The 16,581-nt window shown below is 73.0% G+C and carries 12 protein-coding genes; 10 read left to right on the forward strand and 2 right to left on the reverse strand.

Annotated elements, in window-relative coordinates; all coding sequences use genetic code 11:
* The first annotated feature begins 118 nt into the window (after nt 1–118).
* The 5 genes from ACIO3P_RS19075 to nudC all read left to right on the forward strand — a co-directional run bounded on the left by ACIO3P_RS19075 (nt 119) and on the right by nudC (nt 10,638).
* Entirely contained in the window at nt 119–559 is a 441-nt protein-coding gene (locus tag ACIO3P_RS19075) for an MGMT family protein (protein WP_329829253.1), read from the forward strand.
* A 326-nt stretch (nt 560–885) separates the two neighbouring features.
* Entirely contained in the window at nt 886–4,284 is a 3,399-nt protein-coding gene (locus ACIO3P_RS19080; RefSeq protein ID WP_401851301.1) for an ATP-dependent helicase, read from the forward strand.
* Between the two features lie 198 nt (nt 4,285–4,482).
* Nucleotides 4,483–8,172, forward strand: coding sequence for an ATP-dependent helicase (locus ACIO3P_RS19085; RefSeq protein WP_401851299.1), 3,690 nt, complete (start codon nt 4,483–4,485; stop codon nt 8,170–8,172).
* A gap of 10 nt (nt 8,173–8,182) precedes the next feature.
* The gene (locus ACIO3P_RS19090; RefSeq protein ID WP_401791482.1) at nt 8,183–9,577 is read left to right on the forward strand and encodes a dipeptidase; all 1,395 of its coding nucleotides are present in this window, start codon (nt 8,183–8,185) and stop codon (nt 9,575–9,577) included.
* 116 nt (nt 9,578–9,693) lie between these two features.
* On the forward strand, nt 9,694–10,638 hold the full coding sequence (nudC, locus tag ACIO3P_RS19095) for an NAD(+) diphosphatase (protein ID WP_329829257.1): 945 nt from the start codon (nt 9,694–9,696) through the stop codon (nt 10,636–10,638).
* Between the two features lie 81 nt (nt 10,639–10,719).
* On the opposite strand, the gene ACIO3P_RS19100 is transcribed toward nudC, so the two are convergent.
* A complete protein-coding gene (locus tag ACIO3P_RS19100) occupies nt 10,720–10,962 on the reverse strand; it encodes a mycoredoxin (protein WP_114661462.1) in 243 nt (80 codons plus the stop codon).
* 161 nt (nt 10,963–11,123) lie between these two features.
* Here ACIO3P_RS19100 and ACIO3P_RS19105 point away from each other — a divergent pair, with 161 nt between their 5' ends.
* From ACIO3P_RS19105 to ACIO3P_RS19125, 5 genes are all read left to right on the forward strand, one after another.
* Nucleotides 11,124–13,415 carry an ATP-dependent DNA helicase UvrD2 gene (locus ACIO3P_RS19105; RefSeq protein ID WP_401851759.1) on the forward strand — a complete coding sequence of 764 codons (2,292 nt, stop codon included), beginning with the start codon at nt 11,124–11,126 and terminating at the stop codon, nt 13,413–13,415.
* A gap of 182 nt (nt 13,416–13,597) precedes the next feature.
* Entirely contained in the window at nt 13,598–13,936 is a 339-nt protein-coding gene (locus ACIO3P_RS19110; RefSeq protein WP_401851296.1) for a hypothetical protein, read from the forward strand.
* Between the two features lie 172 nt (nt 13,937–14,108).
* Nucleotides 14,109–14,486 (forward strand): WhiB family transcriptional regulator, encoded by a 378-nt coding sequence (locus tag ACIO3P_RS19115; protein ID WP_329829259.1) that lies wholly within the window; start codon nt 14,109–14,111, stop codon nt 14,484–14,486.
* On the forward strand, nt 14,483–14,806 hold the full coding sequence (locus ACIO3P_RS19120) for a hypothetical protein (RefSeq protein ID WP_329829260.1): 324 nt from the start codon (nt 14,483–14,485) through the stop codon (nt 14,804–14,806). The genes ACIO3P_RS19115 and ACIO3P_RS19120 overlap by 4 nt, the downstream gene beginning before the upstream one ends.
* 105 nt (nt 14,807–14,911) lie before the next feature.
* Nucleotides 14,912–15,106: a hypothetical protein gene (locus ACIO3P_RS19125; protein WP_329829261.1), complete on the forward strand. Its 195-nt coding sequence runs from the start codon at nt 14,912–14,914 to the stop codon at nt 15,104–15,106.
* Between the two features lie 15 nt (nt 15,107–15,121).
* Here the strand turns inward: ACIO3P_RS19125 and ACIO3P_RS19130 are convergent, their stop codons facing one another.
* On the reverse strand, nt 15,122–16,579 hold the full coding sequence (locus ACIO3P_RS19130) for an AarF/ABC1/UbiB kinase family protein (RefSeq protein ID WP_329829262.1): 1,458 nt from the start codon (nt 16,577–16,579) through the stop codon (nt 15,122–15,124).
* Nucleotides 16,580–16,581: the final 2 nt, after the last annotated feature.

A 16,581-nucleotide genomic window follows, 5' to 3' on the forward strand; every position in this document is an offset into this window, starting at 1 on the left:
AGTCACCGCCCGGATGATGGTGGCACGAGCATCCGACAGAGGGGGGCATCAGGGTGCAATGCGGGGGCATCCGACGCGCGGGACCAGGGCGCCGGCGATGTCGGTGGCGTGCGGCAGGATGGGCCGAATGAGGAGCAAGGAGCCCGAGGGAACCCAGCCGCCGGACCTGCCCGAGCCGCCCGACCTGCGAGGACCGTCCGAGCTGCCGGACTACGCGGAGCGGGTGCTGGATGTCGCCGAGCTGATCCCGCCCGGCCGGGTCATGACGTACGGGGACGTCGCCGAATGGCTCGGCGACGGCGGTCCGCGCCAGGTGGGCCGGGCCATGGCGCTCTACGGCTCCGCGGTTCCCTGGTGGCGGGTGGTCCGGTCCGACGGGGTGCTGCTGCCGGGGCACGAACTGCGCGCCCTGGACCACTACCGCGAGGAGGCCACCCCGCTGCGTGAGGCCGCGCGGAGCGCCGAGGGCCATGTGCCGCGCCTGGACATGAGGCGGGCGCGATGGGACGGCGAGGACCCGGGGCCGGGCACGGACGCGGACGATGTGACTCACAGATGACAGCTTCCGCCATCGGGCCGTACGGCGGGCGATCCGGCGTCCCGACCGCCCGCCGTACGGATGACGCGCCGAAGTACGAGAGGGCGCACGCGAGGGCGTACGGGAGGGTCCCGCACCGAGGGGCGGCAGCGGTGCCTGTAGCGGATGCCACGCCGAGGGTCCCTGCGACGGACGCCACGCCGGACCGTACGCGTCCGGGCCGCCGGACGGCGTAGCGTCGGCGGGACGCGTCCCGCGCGTTCCGTGCGCTCCACGCGTCTCCCGCGTTCCGCGCGCGCGGGCCAGCCCCGTCACCATCAGCACCCCCTCCAGGACCGGCGAACCACGTGAGCTCCTCCTCTTCCACCGGACGTACCCCGCACCGCCGGGAACGTCAGCGCCCCACCGGCGCGTACCGGCTGCTGCGTACGCCGCCCGTGCCGGTGGACCCCCCTGTGCTGGACGCAGCGCAGCGCGCCGTGGTTGACCACCGGACGGGGCCGCTGCTGGTGCTGGCGGGCCCCGGCACCGGCAAGACGACGACGCTGGTGGAGTCGGTGGCCGAGCGCGTCGCCCGGGGCGCCGACCCCGAGCGGATGCTGGTGCTCACCTTCAGCCGCAAGGCCGCGGTGGAGCTGCGCGACCGCACGGCGGTCCGGCTCGGCGGCGCACGGGGCCCGCAGGCGACCACCTTCCACTCGTTCTGCTACGCCCTGATCCGCGCGCACCAGGAGGCCGAACTCTTCACGGAGCCGCTACGGCTGCTCTCCGGGCCCGAACAGGACGTCGCCGTACGGGACCTTCTCGCCGGGGAGATCGAGCTGGCCCGCGACGGCCGGGGGCGGGTCCGCTGGCCCGACGAGCTGCGCGCGTGCCTGACCACGCGCGGCTTCGCCGACGAGGTGCGCGCGGTGCTCGCCCGCAGCCGTGAACTGGGCCTCGGCCCGCGCTCACTGGCGGTCTTCGCCCGCCGTACGGGCCGCCCCGACTGGTCGGCCGCCGCGTCCTTCCTCGCCGAGTACCTGGACGTCCTGGACATGCAGGGGGTGCTCGACTACGCGGAACTGGTGCACCGCGCGGTCCTGCTCGCCCGGCGCCCGGAGGTCGCGGAGAAGCTGCGGGAGCGGTACGACGCGGTCTTCGTCGACGAGTACCAGGACACCGACCCGGCGCAGGTACGGCTGCTGCGCGCCCTGGCGGGCGGAGGACGCACGCTGGTCGCCTTCGGCGATCCCGACCAGTCGATCTACGCCTTCCGTGGTGCCGATGTGAACGGCATCCTCGATTTCCCCTACGCCTTTCCCCGTACGGACGGCACCCCGGCGCCGGTCGAGGTCCTGACGACCTCCCGCCGCTCGGGCGCGGGCCTCCTGGCGGCCACCCGCCTCCTGACGCGCCGTATGCCGCTGAACCGGCTGCCGGCCGAGAAGGTACGGGCCCACCGGGAACTGGCGGCGGTACGGGAGGGCGGCCGGGTCGAGACGTACACCTTCCCGACCCCGTCGACCGAGCTGGAGAACATCGCCGACATCCTGCGCCGCGCGCATCTGGAGGACGGCGTGCCCTGGCACGACATGGCGGTCCTGGTCCGTGCGGGAGGCCGTACGATCCCGTCGATCCGCCGCGCCCTGACCTCGGCGGGCGTCCCCCTGGAGGTCGACGGCGACGACGTCCCCCTGCGCCACGAACCGGCGGTCGCGCCGCTGCTGACGGCGCTGCGGGCGGTGGCGACGGCGTCGATCACGCCACCGGGGGAGCAGGCGGCCCCGTCCGGCACCGAGGCCGACCCGGAGGCGGCGGACGCGGAGGCCCCCGATCCCGATTCCGATCCCGATCCCGATTCCGATTCCGATTCCGAGAGCGCCCTCATCACCTGGCTCGACGTGGAGACCGCGCTCACCCTCCTCACCTCGCCCCTCGGCGGTATGGACGCCGCCGATCTGCGCCGCCTCGGCCGGGCCCTGCGCGACGAGGAGCGGACCGGCGGGAACCGGATCCCGGCCGCCTCCGACGTGCTGCTCGCCCGCGCGCTCGCCGAGCCCGAACGGCTGGTGGCGCACGACCCCGCGTACGCCCGGGGCGCGCAGCGGCTCGGCGCGCTGCTCCGCAAGGCGCGCGAGCTGCTGGCCGGTGGCGGGACCGCCGAGGAGGCGCTCTGGGAGCTGTGGGACGGCACGCCCTGGCCCGGGCGGCTCGAACGCTCCGCCCTGCGCGGCGGCGCCGGCGGCCGCAACGCCGACCGGGACCTCGACGCCGTCTGCGCCCTGTTCGACGCCGCCGCCCGCGCCGAGGAGCGCACCGGCGGCCGGGGCACGCTCAACTTCCTGGAGGAACTGGACGCCCAGGACATCGCCGCCGACACGCTCAGCCGCCGCGCCGTACGCCCCGACGCCGTACGCCTGATGACCGCGCACCGCTCCAAGGGGCTCGAATGGGGCCTCGTGGTCGTCGCGGGCGTACAGGAGGGCCTGTGGCCCGATCTGCGGCGCCGTGGCTCGCTCCTGGAGGCCGACAGGATCGGCCGCGACGGGCTCGCGGAACCGCTGACTCCGGGCGCCCTGTTGACGGAGGAGCGACGCCTCTTCTACGTGGCGGCCACCCGCGCCCGTGACCGCCTCGTCGTCACCGCCGTCAAGGCCCCCGCCGACGACGGAGACCAGCCCTCCCGCTTCCTCCCCGAACTCGGCGTCGAACCCCGGGACGTCACCGGCCGGCCGCGCCGCCCGCTCGCCGTCGCCCCGCTCGTCGCCGAACTCCGCGCCACCACCGTCGACCCGGCGGCCTCCCCGGGGCTGCGCGACGCCGCCGCCCGCCGCCTCGCCCGGCTCGCCGCCCTCAGCGACGAGGAGGGCCAGGCACTCGTCCCCGCGGCCCACCCGCACCGCTGGTGGGGCCTGTACGAGCCGACCCGCAGCGCCGTCCCGCTGCGCGACCGGGAGCAGCCCGTCGCGCTCTCCGGGAGCGCCCTGGACCAGTTGGCGAACACCTGCGCCCTCCAGTGGTTCCTGGGCCGCGAGGTGAAGGCGGACGCGCCCGCCACCGCCGCCCAGGGGTTCGGCAACGTCGTCCATGTGCTGGCCGACGAGGTGGCCTCCGGCCGTACCCCCGCCGATCTCGCCGTCCTCATGGAACGCCTGGACTCCGTATGGGACGCCCTCGCCTTCGACGCGCCCTGGAAGTCGCACCAGGAGAAGGAGAACGCGCGCGCGGCCCTCGAACGCTTCCTGCGCTGGCATGTCACGGACCGCGGCGGACGCACCCCCGCCGCCACCGAGCACGGCTTCGACGTGACCCTGGAGGCGGGCGCCTACGAGGTACGGATCCGGGGCTCCATGGACCGCGTCGAACAGGACGCGCAGGGCCGGGCCTATGTCGTCGACTTCAAGACCGGCAAACACTCCCCTTCCAAGGACGAGGTCGCCCACCACCCCCAGCTCGCCGTCTACCAGCTCGCGGTCCGCGAGGGCGCGCTGGACGAGGTCTTCGACGGCCACCGCCCCGAACCGGGCGGCGCCGAACTCGTCCAGCTCCGCCAGCCCGCGCCCAAGAAGGAGGGCGGCGACGTGCTCCCCAGGATCCAGGCGCAGGAGCCGCTCACGGGGGAGTGGGTCGGCGAACTGCTCACCACAGCGGCGGGCCGCGTACTCGACGAACGCTTCACGCCGACCACGGGCCAGCACTGCGGCCACTGCGCGTTCCGCGCCTCGTGCAGCGCGCAGCCGGAGGGCCGGCAGATCGTGGAGTGAGCCGCCGCCGGGCCGTGGCATGAATCACGGACTTCGGACAGCCGAACTCCGGACCGCCGGACCGCCGGACCGCCGGACCGCCGGACCGCCGGACCGCCGGACAACCGGACTCCGGGCAGCCGGACAGCCGGGCAGCCGGACACCGGTCGCCGCGACCGCCCCCGCCCGCTGTCAGTGGTGCCGGATAGCCTTCCTGGGGTGTCCGTACATCTCACCGATCCCGCGCAGCTCAAGGAGCTGCTGGGCATCCCCTTCACCCCGGAGCAGACGGCCTGCATCACCGCGCCGCCCGCCCCGCAGGTCATCGTGGCCGGGGCCGGGTCGGGGAAGACGACGGTGATGGCCGCCCGGGTGGTGTGGCTCGTGGGCAGCGGACAGGTCGCGCCCGAGCAGGTCCTCGGGCTCACGTTCACCAACAAGGCCGCGGGCGAGCTGGCGGAGCGCGTCCGCAAGGCGCTCGTCAGGGCGGGCGTCACCGACCCGGACGTCATCGACCCCGACAACCCCCCGGGCGAGCCGCGCATCTCCACGTACCACGCCTTCGCCGGCCGGCTGCTCACCGACCACGGGCTGCGCATCGGGCTGGAGCCCACCGCCCGGCTCCTCGCCGACGCCACCCGCTTCCAGCTCGCCGCCCGCGTCCTGCGGGAGGCGCCGGGACCGTACCCCGCCCTGACCAAGACGCTCCCCGCCCTGGTCAGCGATCTGCTCGCCCTCGACGCCGAGCTGGCGGAGCATCTCGTCCCCCCGGGCCGGCTCGGCTCGTACGACACGGAACTGCTGCGCGCCCTCGACGGCGTGCGGCTCTCCAACGCCGATCTGCGCAAGGTCCCCGAGGCCGCCGTCGCCCGCCGTGAGCTGCTCGACCTCGTCGGGCGCTACCGCACCGCCAAGAGCGCCCGCGACCTCCTCGACTTCGGCGACCAGATCGCCCTGTCCGCCGAACTCGCCACCACCCGCCCCGAGGTCGGCGCCCTGCTGAGGGACGAGTTCAGGGTCGTCCTCCTCGACGAGTACCAGGACACGTCCGTCGCCCAGCGGCTCCTGCTCTCCGGACTCTTCGGCGGCGGCACCGGACACGCCGTGACCGCCGTCGGCGACCCCTGCCAGGCGATCTACGGCTGGCGCGGCGCCTCCGTGGCCAACCTCGACGACTTCCCGGCCCACTTCCCGCACGCCGACGGCACGCCCGCCGCCCGCTTCTCCCTCAGCGAGAACCGCCGCAGCGGCGGCCGGCTCCTCGACCTCGCCAACGGCCTCGCGAAACCCCTGCGCGCCATGCACGAAGGCGTCGAGGCGCTGCGCCCCGCACCCGGCGCCGAACGTGACGGCTCCGTACGCTGCGCCCTGCTCCCGACCCACGCCGAGGAGATCGACTGGCTCGCCGACTCCATCGCCCACCTCGTCCGTACGGGCAAGGAACCCGGCGAGATCGCCGTGCTGTGCCGTACGGCCGGGGACTTCCCCGAGATCCAGGGCGCGCTGGTGGCCCGTGACGTCCCCGTCGAGGTCGTCGGCCTGTCGGGGCTCCTGCACCTGCCCGAGGTGGCCGACCTCGTCGCCATGTGCGAGGTCCTCCAGGACCCCGGTGCCAACGCCTCGCTGGTACGCCTCCTCACCGGCCCCCGCTGGCGCATCGGCCCGCGCGACCTGGCGCTGCTCGGCCGCCGGGCCCGGCTCCTCGTCCACCGCGGCCCGGCGGGGGACGCGGACGACACCGACGCACGGCTGGCCGCGGCCGTCGAGGGCACGGACCCCGCCGAGGTGATCTCCCTCGCGGACGCCCTCGACACCTTCCTGGAGCACGCCGGAGCCCCGGCGGACCACCTGCCCTTCTCCGCCGCCGCCCGCGTCCGCTTCGCCCGCCTCGCCACCGAACTGCGCGACCTGCGCCGCTCCCTGGCCGACCCGCTGATGGACGTGCTGCACCGCGTCCTGGCCACGACCGGCCTCGAAGTCGAACTCTCCGCCTCGCCGCACGCCCTGGCCGCCCGCCGCCGGGAGACCCTGAGCAACTTCCTCGACACGGCGGCCTCCTTCGCCGCGCTCGACGGGGAGGCCGGACTGCTGGCCTTCCTGGCGTTCCTCCGTACGGCCGCGCAGTACGAGAAGGGCCTGGACAACGCGCTCCCGGGCGGCGAGAACACGGTCAAGGTGCTCACCGCCCACAAGTCCAAGGGCCTGGAGTGGGACGTCGTCGCCGCCCCCGGACTGGTCACCGGACAGTTCCCGAACACCAAGGCGCGCGAAGCCTGGACCGCGCAGCCGAAGGTCCTCCCGCACGCGCTGCGCGGGGACGCGCCCACACTCCCCGGGATCGACTCCTGGGACGCGAAGGGGATCAGGGCCTTCAAGGAGGACATGAAGGCGCACCAGCACACGGAGGAACTGCGCCTCGGCTATGTCACCTTCACCCGCCCGCGCTCCCTGCTGCTCGGCTCGGGCCACTGGTGGGGACCCACCCAGAAGCGGACGAGGGGCCCGTCGGACTTCCTGCACGCCTTGTACGCGCACTGCGAGGCAGGGTACGGCGAGATCGAGGTCTGGGCGGACGAGCCGGAGGAGACCGAGGAGAACCCGTCCCTCGCGGCGGAGACCACCCCGCACCCCTGGCCGCTCCCCCTGGACCCGCAGTCCCTGACCCGCCGCCGGGAGGCCGCGGACACGGTGCTGGCGTATCTGGAGGAGCTTCGGAGCACGGAGCACGGGTCGGAGTCCGGGAGCGGGGCGGTCCCCGAGGAGGCCAGGACCCTGGCGGAGCCGGTACGGGGGGACGTCTCGGGGGCGCCGGACCTCTGGGACGACTCCCCCGCCTCCGGGGATCCGGACGTCCCGGAGATCTGGGACGACGCTTTCGACCCCGGCGACCCGGACGGTCCCGGCGACCCCGGCGACCCGGATCAGCCCGACCTGGATGACCCGTCCGACCTGGCGGACCTGTCCGACTGGGACACCTGGGACTCCCACGGCCCCCAGGAGCACCCTGCGGCCTCGCCCGCAGCTCTACCCCCACCCGCGCCGTCCGTCCCGGCCCCCCGGCACCCGGTTCGGGGAAGGGGCGGGGCAGGGGAGGGCCCGACCCCCGAGGAGGCTCGTACGCTCGCCTCCTGGGACCGTGACCTCGACGCCCTCGCGGGCGAACTCGCCCGCGCCCGCGCCACCGTCCGCGACGTCCCCGTACCGCCGTCGCTCTCCGCCTCCCAGCTTCTGCGCCTCGCCGCAGACCCCGACGCCTTCGCCCATGAGCTGGCCCGGCCCATGCCCCGGCCCCCGCAGCCCGCCGCGCGCCGGGGCACCCGGTTCCATGCCTGGGTGGAGTCGCGGTTCGAGGAGCTGCCGCTCCCGATGCTCGGCCCCGACGAGCTGCCCGGCGGTCACGAGGACGAGCCGGAGATCGCGGACGAACGCGACCTCGCCGCCCTCAAGGAGGCGTTCGAGCGCACCCCGTACGCCCGGCGCACGCCCTACCGGGTGGAAGAGCCGTTCCAGCTCACCCTCGCGGGCCGGGTGATCCGCGGCCGTATCGACGCCGTCTACCGCCGCCCCGTAACCGGCACCGAAGCGGGCCCGTCAGCCCCGTACGCGTACGAGATCGTCGACTGGAAGACCGGCCGCACCCGTACCGCCGACCCCCTCCAGCTCGCCGTCTACCGCCTCGCGTGGGCCGAGCAGCACGGCCTTCCGCCCGAGGCGGTGACGGCCACGTTCCTCTACGTACGGACCGGGGAGGTCGTCCGCCCCGACCCGCTCCCCGGCCGCCCCGAGCTGGAACGGCTCCTCACCGCGGGCGCCCTTTACGACACGGAAGGCGGTTACGGCGATCCCGACACACCCACGGACGAGCGATCTTCGCAACGGGCAGACGAGACAGCCCGCCGGGCCCGTTAGGCTCGACGTCATGAGCGACATGCCGGACAGCGTCGTCCGTACGTACATCCAGACCCACCGCACGGCCTTCCTCGACGACCTCGCCGACTGGCTGCGCATCCCCTCCGTATCCGCCCAGCCCGACCACGACGCTGACGTGCGACGCAGTGCCGACTGGCTCGCCGCCAAACTCAAGGAGACCGGCTTCCCGGTCACCGAGATCTGGGACACACCCGGCGCCCCCGCCGTCTTCGCCGAGTGGCCCTCCGAGGACCCGGAGGCCCCGACCGTGCTGGTCTACGGCCACCACGACGTCCAGCCCGCCGCCCGCGAGGACGGCTGGCTCACCGACCCCTTCGACCCGGTCGTACGGGACGGCAGGATGTACGGGCGCGGTGCCGCCGACGACAAGGGCCAGGTGTTCTTCCACACACTCGGCGTGCGCGCCCACCTCGCCGCCACCGGCCGCGCCACCCCGGCCGTCCATCTGAAGCTGCTGGTCGAGGGCGAGGAGGAGTCGGGCTCCCCGCACTTCCGCGCCCTCACCGAGCGGCACGCCGAGCGCCTCGCCGCCGATGTCGTGATCGTCTCGGACACCGGCATGTGGTCCGAGGACACCCCGACCGTCTGCACCGGCATGCGCGGCCTCGCCGACTGCGAGATCGAGCTGTACGGCCCCGACCAGGACATCCACTCCGGCTCCTTCGGCGGCGCCGTCCCCAACCCGGCCACCGTCGCCGCCCGCCTCGTCGCCGCGCTGCACGACGAGGACGAACGCGTCACGGTCCCCGGCTTCTACGACGGCGTCGCCGCGCTCACCGACGCCGAGCGCGCCCTCATCGCCGAGCTGCCCTTCGACGAGACGGAGTGGCTGCGTACGGCCGCGTCCCACGGCACCCTCGGCGAGGCCGGCTACTCCACCCTGGAGCGCGTCTGGGCCCGCCCCACCGCGGAGGTCAACGGCATCGGCGGCGGCTACCAGGGCCCCGGCGGCAAGACGATCATCCCGTCCTCCGCCCACCTCAAGCTCTCGTTCCGGCTGGTCGCCGGGCAGGACCCGGACCAGGTGGAGCGTGCCGTCACCACCTGGGCGGAGGCCAGGATCCCGGCCGGGATCCGGCACAAGATCAGCTTCGGCGCGGCCACCCGCCCCTGTCTGACCCCGCTGGACCACCCCGCGCTCCAGTCGGTCGTCCGGGCCATGACCCGCGCCTTCGGGCAGAAGGTCCGCTTCACGCGCGAGGGCGGCTCGGGACCGGCCGCCGACCTCCAGGACGTGCTGGGCGCACCCGTACTGTTCCTGGGTATCTCCGTTCCGTCGGACGGCTGGCACGCGCCCAACGAGAAGGTCGAGATCGACCTGCTCCTCAAGGGCGTGGAGACCACCGCCTACCTGTGGGGCGACCTCGCCGCCACCCGGCGCTGACCCCACGCCCCCATGACCCCCGACCCATGCCTCCGCCACCGACCCCCGCACCCGTCACCCCACGACCACTCCGCTGACCAGACACCCACATCACCCCGGGGGAGTAGAAAGAACCTGTGAGCACCATCAGCAGTGACGCCACCGCACACCAGCCCATCGGCCTGACCGCGCACAGCGGCATCGACCGCGCGGCGCACCACCGTCTCGACGAGGCGTGGCTTGCGGCGGCCTGGAGCCACCCGACGACCAGGGTCTTCGTGGTGTCCGGCGGCCAGGTGCTGATCGACGACACCCCCGACGGGCGGACCGAACTGGTCATGACCCCGGCGTTCGAGGCACCCCTCACCGAGACCCACCGCTACTTCCTCGGCACGGACGAGGCCGGAGTGCGCTACTTCGCGCTCCAGAAGGACTCGCTCCCCGGGCGGATGGACCAGTCTGCGCGGCCCGCGGGGCTGCGCGAGGCCGGCGTCCTGCTCTCGGCGCGCGACGCGGGCCTGATGGTGCACGCCGTGGCGCTGGAGAACTGGCAGCGGCTGCACCGCTTCTGCTCCCGCTGCGGCGAACGTACGGTGATCGCCGCGGCCGGCCACATCCGGCGCTGCCAGGCGTGCGGCGCCGAGCACTACCCGCGTACCGACCCCGCGGTGATCATGCTGGTCACGGACGAGGAGGACCGCGCGCTCCTGGGCCGCCAGGTGCACTGGCCCGAGGGCCGGTTCTCCACGCTCGCGGGCTTTGTCGAGCCCGGCGAGTCGATCGAGCAGTCGGTGGCCCGCGAGGTCTTCGAGGAGGCGGGCGTCACGGTCGGCGAGGTCGAGTACATCGCCAGCCAGCCGTGGCCCTTCCCGTCGAGCCTGATGCTGGGCTTCATGGCCCGCGCCACCTCGTCGGAGATCACGGTGGACGGCGAGGAGATCGAGGAGGCGCGCTGGTTCTCCCGCGAGGACCTGCGCACCGCGATCGAGACAGGCGAGATCCTGCCCCCGCTGGGCATCTCGATCGCCGCGCGCCTGGTGGAACTCTGGTACGGCAAGCCGCTCCCGAAGCCGCTGAACTGACGGACGACTGAACTGACGGATGACGAAACCCCCGCCGGACCGGGTCCGACGGGGGTGACGGGGGTTCCTCGGGACGGGCCGTCAGGCGCCGACCTTCTGCTTGACCTGCGCCAGCGAGGGGTTCGTCAGCGTCGAACCATCGGGGAAGAGCACCGTCGGGACGGTCTGGTTGCCACCGTTCGCCTTCTCGACGAACGCCGCCGACTCCGGGTCGTGCTCGATGTTGATCTCCGTGTACGCGATGCCCTCGCGGTCCATCTGGCCCTTGAGCCGACGGCAGTATCCGCACCACGTGGTGCTGTACATCGTCACAGTGCCCGGCATGGTCTCGCACTCCTCTTGTCTCGCTGGATGCGTCGTCCGTCGTACCGGTACGTCGCCCGCAAACTCCTGAACGTAACGGACCCGGCGACCATTCCCGTGCTCGCCCCCATCGCCTCACCCCGGCACCGTGTCCACCGGTGATGATCGGACTGGTACGACCGATGCGGCGCCCCTGTGGACAACCGCCGCACCCGCCCCGGGGGACCTGGCAGCATGGCGGGGTGACAGCAGCAACGCACTCCCCACTGTTCCCGCGGGAACCCGACGGCGGCCAGATCGTGGCACCGCCGCGCGACGCCGACGCGGTGCTCGACGGGCTCGACCCCGAGCAGCGCGAGGTCGCGACGGCCCTGCACGGCCCGGTGTGCGTGCTGGCCGGGGCCGGCACGGGCAAGACGCGCGCGATCACCCACCGGATCGCGTACGGGGTGCGCGCGGGCATACTCCAGCCCGCCAGCGTGCTGGCCGTCACGTTCACCAACCGCGCCGCGGGCGAGATGCGCGGACGGCTGCGGCAGCTCGGCGCGGGCGGTGTGCAGGCGCGGACGTTCCACGCGGCGGCGCTGCGCCAGCTCCAGTTCTTCTGGCCCAAGGCCGTCGGCGGCACACTGCCGCGCCTGCTCGACCGCAAGGTCCAGCTCGTCGCCGAGGCCGCGGCCCGCTGCCGGGTCCGGCTCGACCGCAACGAGCTGCGGGACGTCACCGGCGAGATCGAGTGGGCGAAGGTCACCCAGACCGTGCCCGCCGACTATCCGGCCGCCGTCGCCAAGTCCCACCGCGACGCCCCGCGTGACGCGGCCGAGATCGGCCAGATCTACGGGATGTACGAGCAGCTCAAGCGCGAGCGCTCGGTGATCGACTTCGAGGACGTCCTGCTCCTCACGGTCGGCGTCCTCCAGGACCGGCACGACATCGCGGACCAGGTCCGCCGCCAGTACCAGCACTTCGTGGTGGACGAGTACCAGGACGTGAGCCCGCTCCAGCAGCGGTTGCTCGATCTCTGGCTCGGCGACCGGGACGACCTCTGCGTCGTCGGGGACGCCAGCCAGACGATCTACTCCTTCACCGGCGCCACCCCCGACCATCTGCTCAACTTCCGCACCCGGCACCCGAGCGCCACGGTGGTCAAGCTCGTCCGCGACTACCGCTCCACCCCACAGGTCGTCCATCTCGCCAACGGCCTGCTGGGCCAGGCGCGCGGCCGGGCCGCCGAACACCGCCTGGAGCTGATCTCGCAGCGCGACCCCGGCCCCGAGCCGCTCTGCACGGAGTACGCGGACGAACCGGCCGAGGCCGAGGGCACCGCCCGCAGGATCCGCGATCTGATCGCCGCCGGCGTCCCGGCCGGCGAGATCGCGGTGCTGTACCGCATCAACGCGCAGTCGGAGGTGTACGAACAGGCATTCGCCGACGCGGGCGTGCCGTACCAGCTCCGGGGCGCCGAGCGGTTCTTCGAACGCCAGGAGGTACGGGAGGCGGGCGCCGCCCTGCGCGGAGCCGCGCGCTTCGGGTCCAACGACTCGCTGCTGGACGATGTGGTGGAGCTGCCCTCTCAGGTGCGGGCCGTGCTCTCCACCAAGGGGTGGACCACCGAGCCCCCGGCCGGGTCGGGCGCGGCCCGGGACCGCTGGGAGTCGCTGGCCGCGCTCGTGCGGCTCGCCGAGGACTTCGTCCGGGCCAAGCCCTCGGCGACGCTCGCCGATCTCGTCACCGAACTGGACGAGCGCGCCGCCGCCCAGCACGCCCCCACGGTGCAGGGCGTCACGCTCGCCTCGCTGCATGCCGCGAAGGGCCTGGAGTGGGACGCGGTGTTCCTGGTCGGCCTCACCGAGGGGATGATGCCGATCACCTACGCCAAGACGGACGAGCAGGTCGAGGAGGAGCGGCGGCTGCTCTATGTGGGGGTCACCCGCGCGCGGCTCCATCTCCACCTCTCCTGGGCGCTCTCGCGCTCTCCGGGGGGCCGGTCCTCCCGACGGGTGACCCGCTTCCTGAACGGGCTGCGTCCGGGCTCCACGGCCCCCGGGGCCCGTGGCGCGGGCACGGCCACGGGCGGCTCCGTCGAACGGGGCGGCGCCACCGGCGACGCGGCCGGCGGCCCCACCCGGCGCAAGCGGCGGGGCCCGGCCCGCTGCCGGGTGTGCGGCAGGACCCTCACGGACGCCGGTGAGATGAAGCTCATGCGCTGCGAGGAGTGCCCCTCCGACATGGACGAGGGGCTCTACGAGCGGCTGCTGGACTGGCGCGCCGGGCAGGCCCGGCGGATCAGTCAGCCCGCGTGGTGCGTGTTCACCGACAAGACGCTGATGGCGATCGCGGAGGCCGTGCCGGGCAGCGCGGGCGAGCTGACGGGCATCCCCGGGGTCGGGATCCGGAAACTGGATCGCTTCGGAGCCGATGTCCTGGCCATCTGCGCAGGTGAGGAAGGTGTGGGCGAGGACGGAGACGACTGAGGCAAACTCGTCGAAAAAATAGTTTGCGCCCGTGCGGGGAATCCCCATAGGTTCTTAACCACGGAACGGCGGGCTTCTCCGAAGCCCGGTCCCCGTGCTCTACTTGTCAAGCAGTACCTGCCCAAAATACGTATGACGGGTCTTCGGACCTGTCCTTGAGACGCCGAGAGGAGGCGATTCCAGTGATCAGCATCAACGCCAGCTCCATCAGCACCGTCAAAATGACCGATCTCTCGGTCGTCTCCGCCTGCTCGCTCGGCTTCTCCCGTACCGAACTCATCGCCAGTGGACTGCCCGGCGCCTTCGCCGTCAAGCCCGCCGGTCTCTCGGGTCTGCTGACCCGTGAGCGGCCCGTCATGGTCCGCGATGAGCGACCGACCAAGGCACCGGAAGCAGGAGTAGCAGCGGCAGCAGGCAATGCCTATGCCTCTGCGGCGACCGGTGCCGCAACGAAGACGCAGACGCAGCATCACCTGATGTGGGCCTTCCGTGGGCTCGAACCCTGGAGTGATCCAGCCTGATCGACGATCAGGCCGGCGCCTTCAGGGCCGCGGAACCCCACCCGGGATCCGCGGCCCTTCTGTTTGTCCCGAACGGGACAGCCGGAGCGAAGGGGCCTCGGGACACGCACCACCCGGTACCAGCCGACAACTGGCCAAACAGGCCGGACCGACCAGACGAGGAACAAAACCCGTGCAACTCGAAGCGCACGCCCCGTCCGTACCGCCTTCAGAACCGATCACCCCGCCCGTCCCCACGGAGGACTCCACCTTGACCCCGCTGACCCCGCTGACCGCGCTCACCGCGCTTGACGACGCCATCGAGAACCTCGGCGTACCCGTTCCCTGCCGTGCCTACGACCCGGAGGTCTTCTTCGCCGAGTCCCCGGCCGACGTCGAGTACGCGAAGGCCCTCTGCGGCACCTGCCCGCTGATCGAGGCATGCCTCGCCGGCGCCAAGGAGCGGCGCGAGCCGTGGGGTGTCTGGGGTGGCGAACTCTTCGTCCAGGGGGTCGTCGTGGCCCGCAAGCGGCCGCGTGGCCGTCCGCGCAAGAACCCGGTCACGGCATGAACACCGTCGGCACCATCGACCGTCCCTTCACGCACGATCCCCAGAAGCAGGCTCCGATGACCTCTTCCCTGAGCGAGCCCTCCGGCTCCGCCACCCCAGTTGTCACCACCATGGGCGCGAACGACTCGCGTCAGAACAGGACCCGCGAGATGCAACTCATTCCAGAAGCCCTGGCTCGCGCGCATATGAACGAACGCATGCGTGAAGCCGACGCGGAACGCCGGGCCGTACGCCTGGTCACCGCGCGGCGCATGCAGCGTCGTGCCGAGCGCGTGTCGATGCGCGCGCGCCGCGCGCTGGCCATGGCCGTCATGCAGTAGGCGTCGGACACAACGGACGCACACAAGGGGGCCGGTCCTCAGGGACCGGCCCTCGCTCCGTGCGTTGTCCTGCGCCGGGACACCCGGCGGGGTTATCGTCGGCGCGTGCCGAGTTTCGAACCGCCGGGTGCCGAGAACGCCGAGAAGGCGGTCTGCGCCCGCTGCGGCCTCACGGCCGAAGCCCCGCCACCGACCTGGAGCTGCGCCATCGACCACGGCAGCCGCTCCTACCTCTGCGACGACTGCTGCCGCGCGCACATCACGGCGATCGAGAGCAGACTCGACCCGACCTGGTGGTGACGCGGGCCATGACGCTCAGGCTCCCGCGTCCACCGCCGCCTCCACCGGCTCCGCGTCCGGAACCGAGCCGGGAAACGAACCGGCGTCCGGCTCCGAGTCAGGGTCCGGGTCCGGCAGGAATCCGGACAGCCACCCCTCCAGCTCGTCCCTGAGCCGTACCGTCGCGTTGAGCTGGCAGAGCACCCCGATCGTGCTCAGCGTGACGCGGTGGATCAGCAGATACGACGGCGGCAGATTGAGCTGCTTGCCCAACTGATGGGCCGGCGACCGCGGGTCGGCGATCCGCGCCGCCTGGGTACGGATCCAGCTCCGGGTGAAGGTGAACTCCTCCACCGCGGCCGGCTCGATGATCGGCAGCAGATACTCCAGCACGGCGTCCGGGTCGAGATCGATGGACTCCTTGACGAACCCCTCCTCGCGCAGCAGCTCGTACACCGCCTCGGCGTCGCCCTCCAGCGTCAGACGCAGCGCCTCACCGATGATCCCGGGCAGCCCACCCGGCAGCCGGTCCACCGTCCCGAAGTCCAGCACCCCCAGCCGGTACGCGCCCTCCCGCGCCTCCTCCCGCTCCTCGTCCCGCGACTCCCCGGTGTCCGCCGGCGGCAGCAGCCGGAAGTTCCCCGGATGCGGATCCGCGTGCAGCAGCCCCGTACGCGCCGGGCCCGAGAAGAGGAACCGCGCCAGGAGCTGGCCCGCCCGGTCCTGCTGCTCGGGCGTGCCGTCCGAGATCACCTCCGCCAGCGGAACCCCGTCCATCCACTCCGTCACCAGCACCTGTTCGCCCTGATGCACCACCTCCGGCACCACCACGTCCGGATCGTCCGCGAACTCCACCGCGTGCGCCCGCTGCGCCTCCGCCTCCAGGGCGTAGTCCAGCTCCTCGGAGACCCGGTCCCGCAACTCGGTGATCAGCGGCTTGATGTCCATCCCCGGGATCAGCGGCCCCAGCAGCCGCGCGAAGCGGCTGAGCTGCGTCAGATCGGAGAGCAGCGCCTCCCCGGCCCCCGGGTACTGCACCTTCACCGCGACCTGGCGCCCGTCGTGCCACACCGCCCGGTGCACCTGGCCGATCGACGCGGCGGCCGCGGGCTTCTCCTCGAACTCCAGGAACAGTTCCCGCCACTCCTCGCCCAGCCGCTCCGCCAGCACCGCGTGCACCGTGTGCGTCGGCATCGGCGGCGCCGCTTCCTGGAGCTTGGTGAGCGCCGCCCGGTAGGGCCCGGCGATCTCCTCGGGCAGCGCCGACTCGAAGACCGAGAGGGCCTGCCCGAACTTCATCGCGCCGCCCTTCAGCTCCCCGAGGACCTTGAAGAGCTGGTCCGCCGTGCGCTGCTGGAGCTCCCGGGTGACGATCTCGGCAGACTTGCCGCCGATCCGCTTGCCCAGACCCCAGGTGGCCCGGCCTGCGAAGCCCAGCGGCAGAGTGGCCAGCTTCGCGGTGCGGGTGACCGCCTTCCGGGGAAGATCAGACATGA

It is taken from the genome of Streptomyces sp. NPDC087310 (genome assembly GCF_044744405.1).
GTDB lineage: Bacteria > Actinomycetota > Actinomycetes > Streptomycetales > Streptomycetaceae > Streptomyces.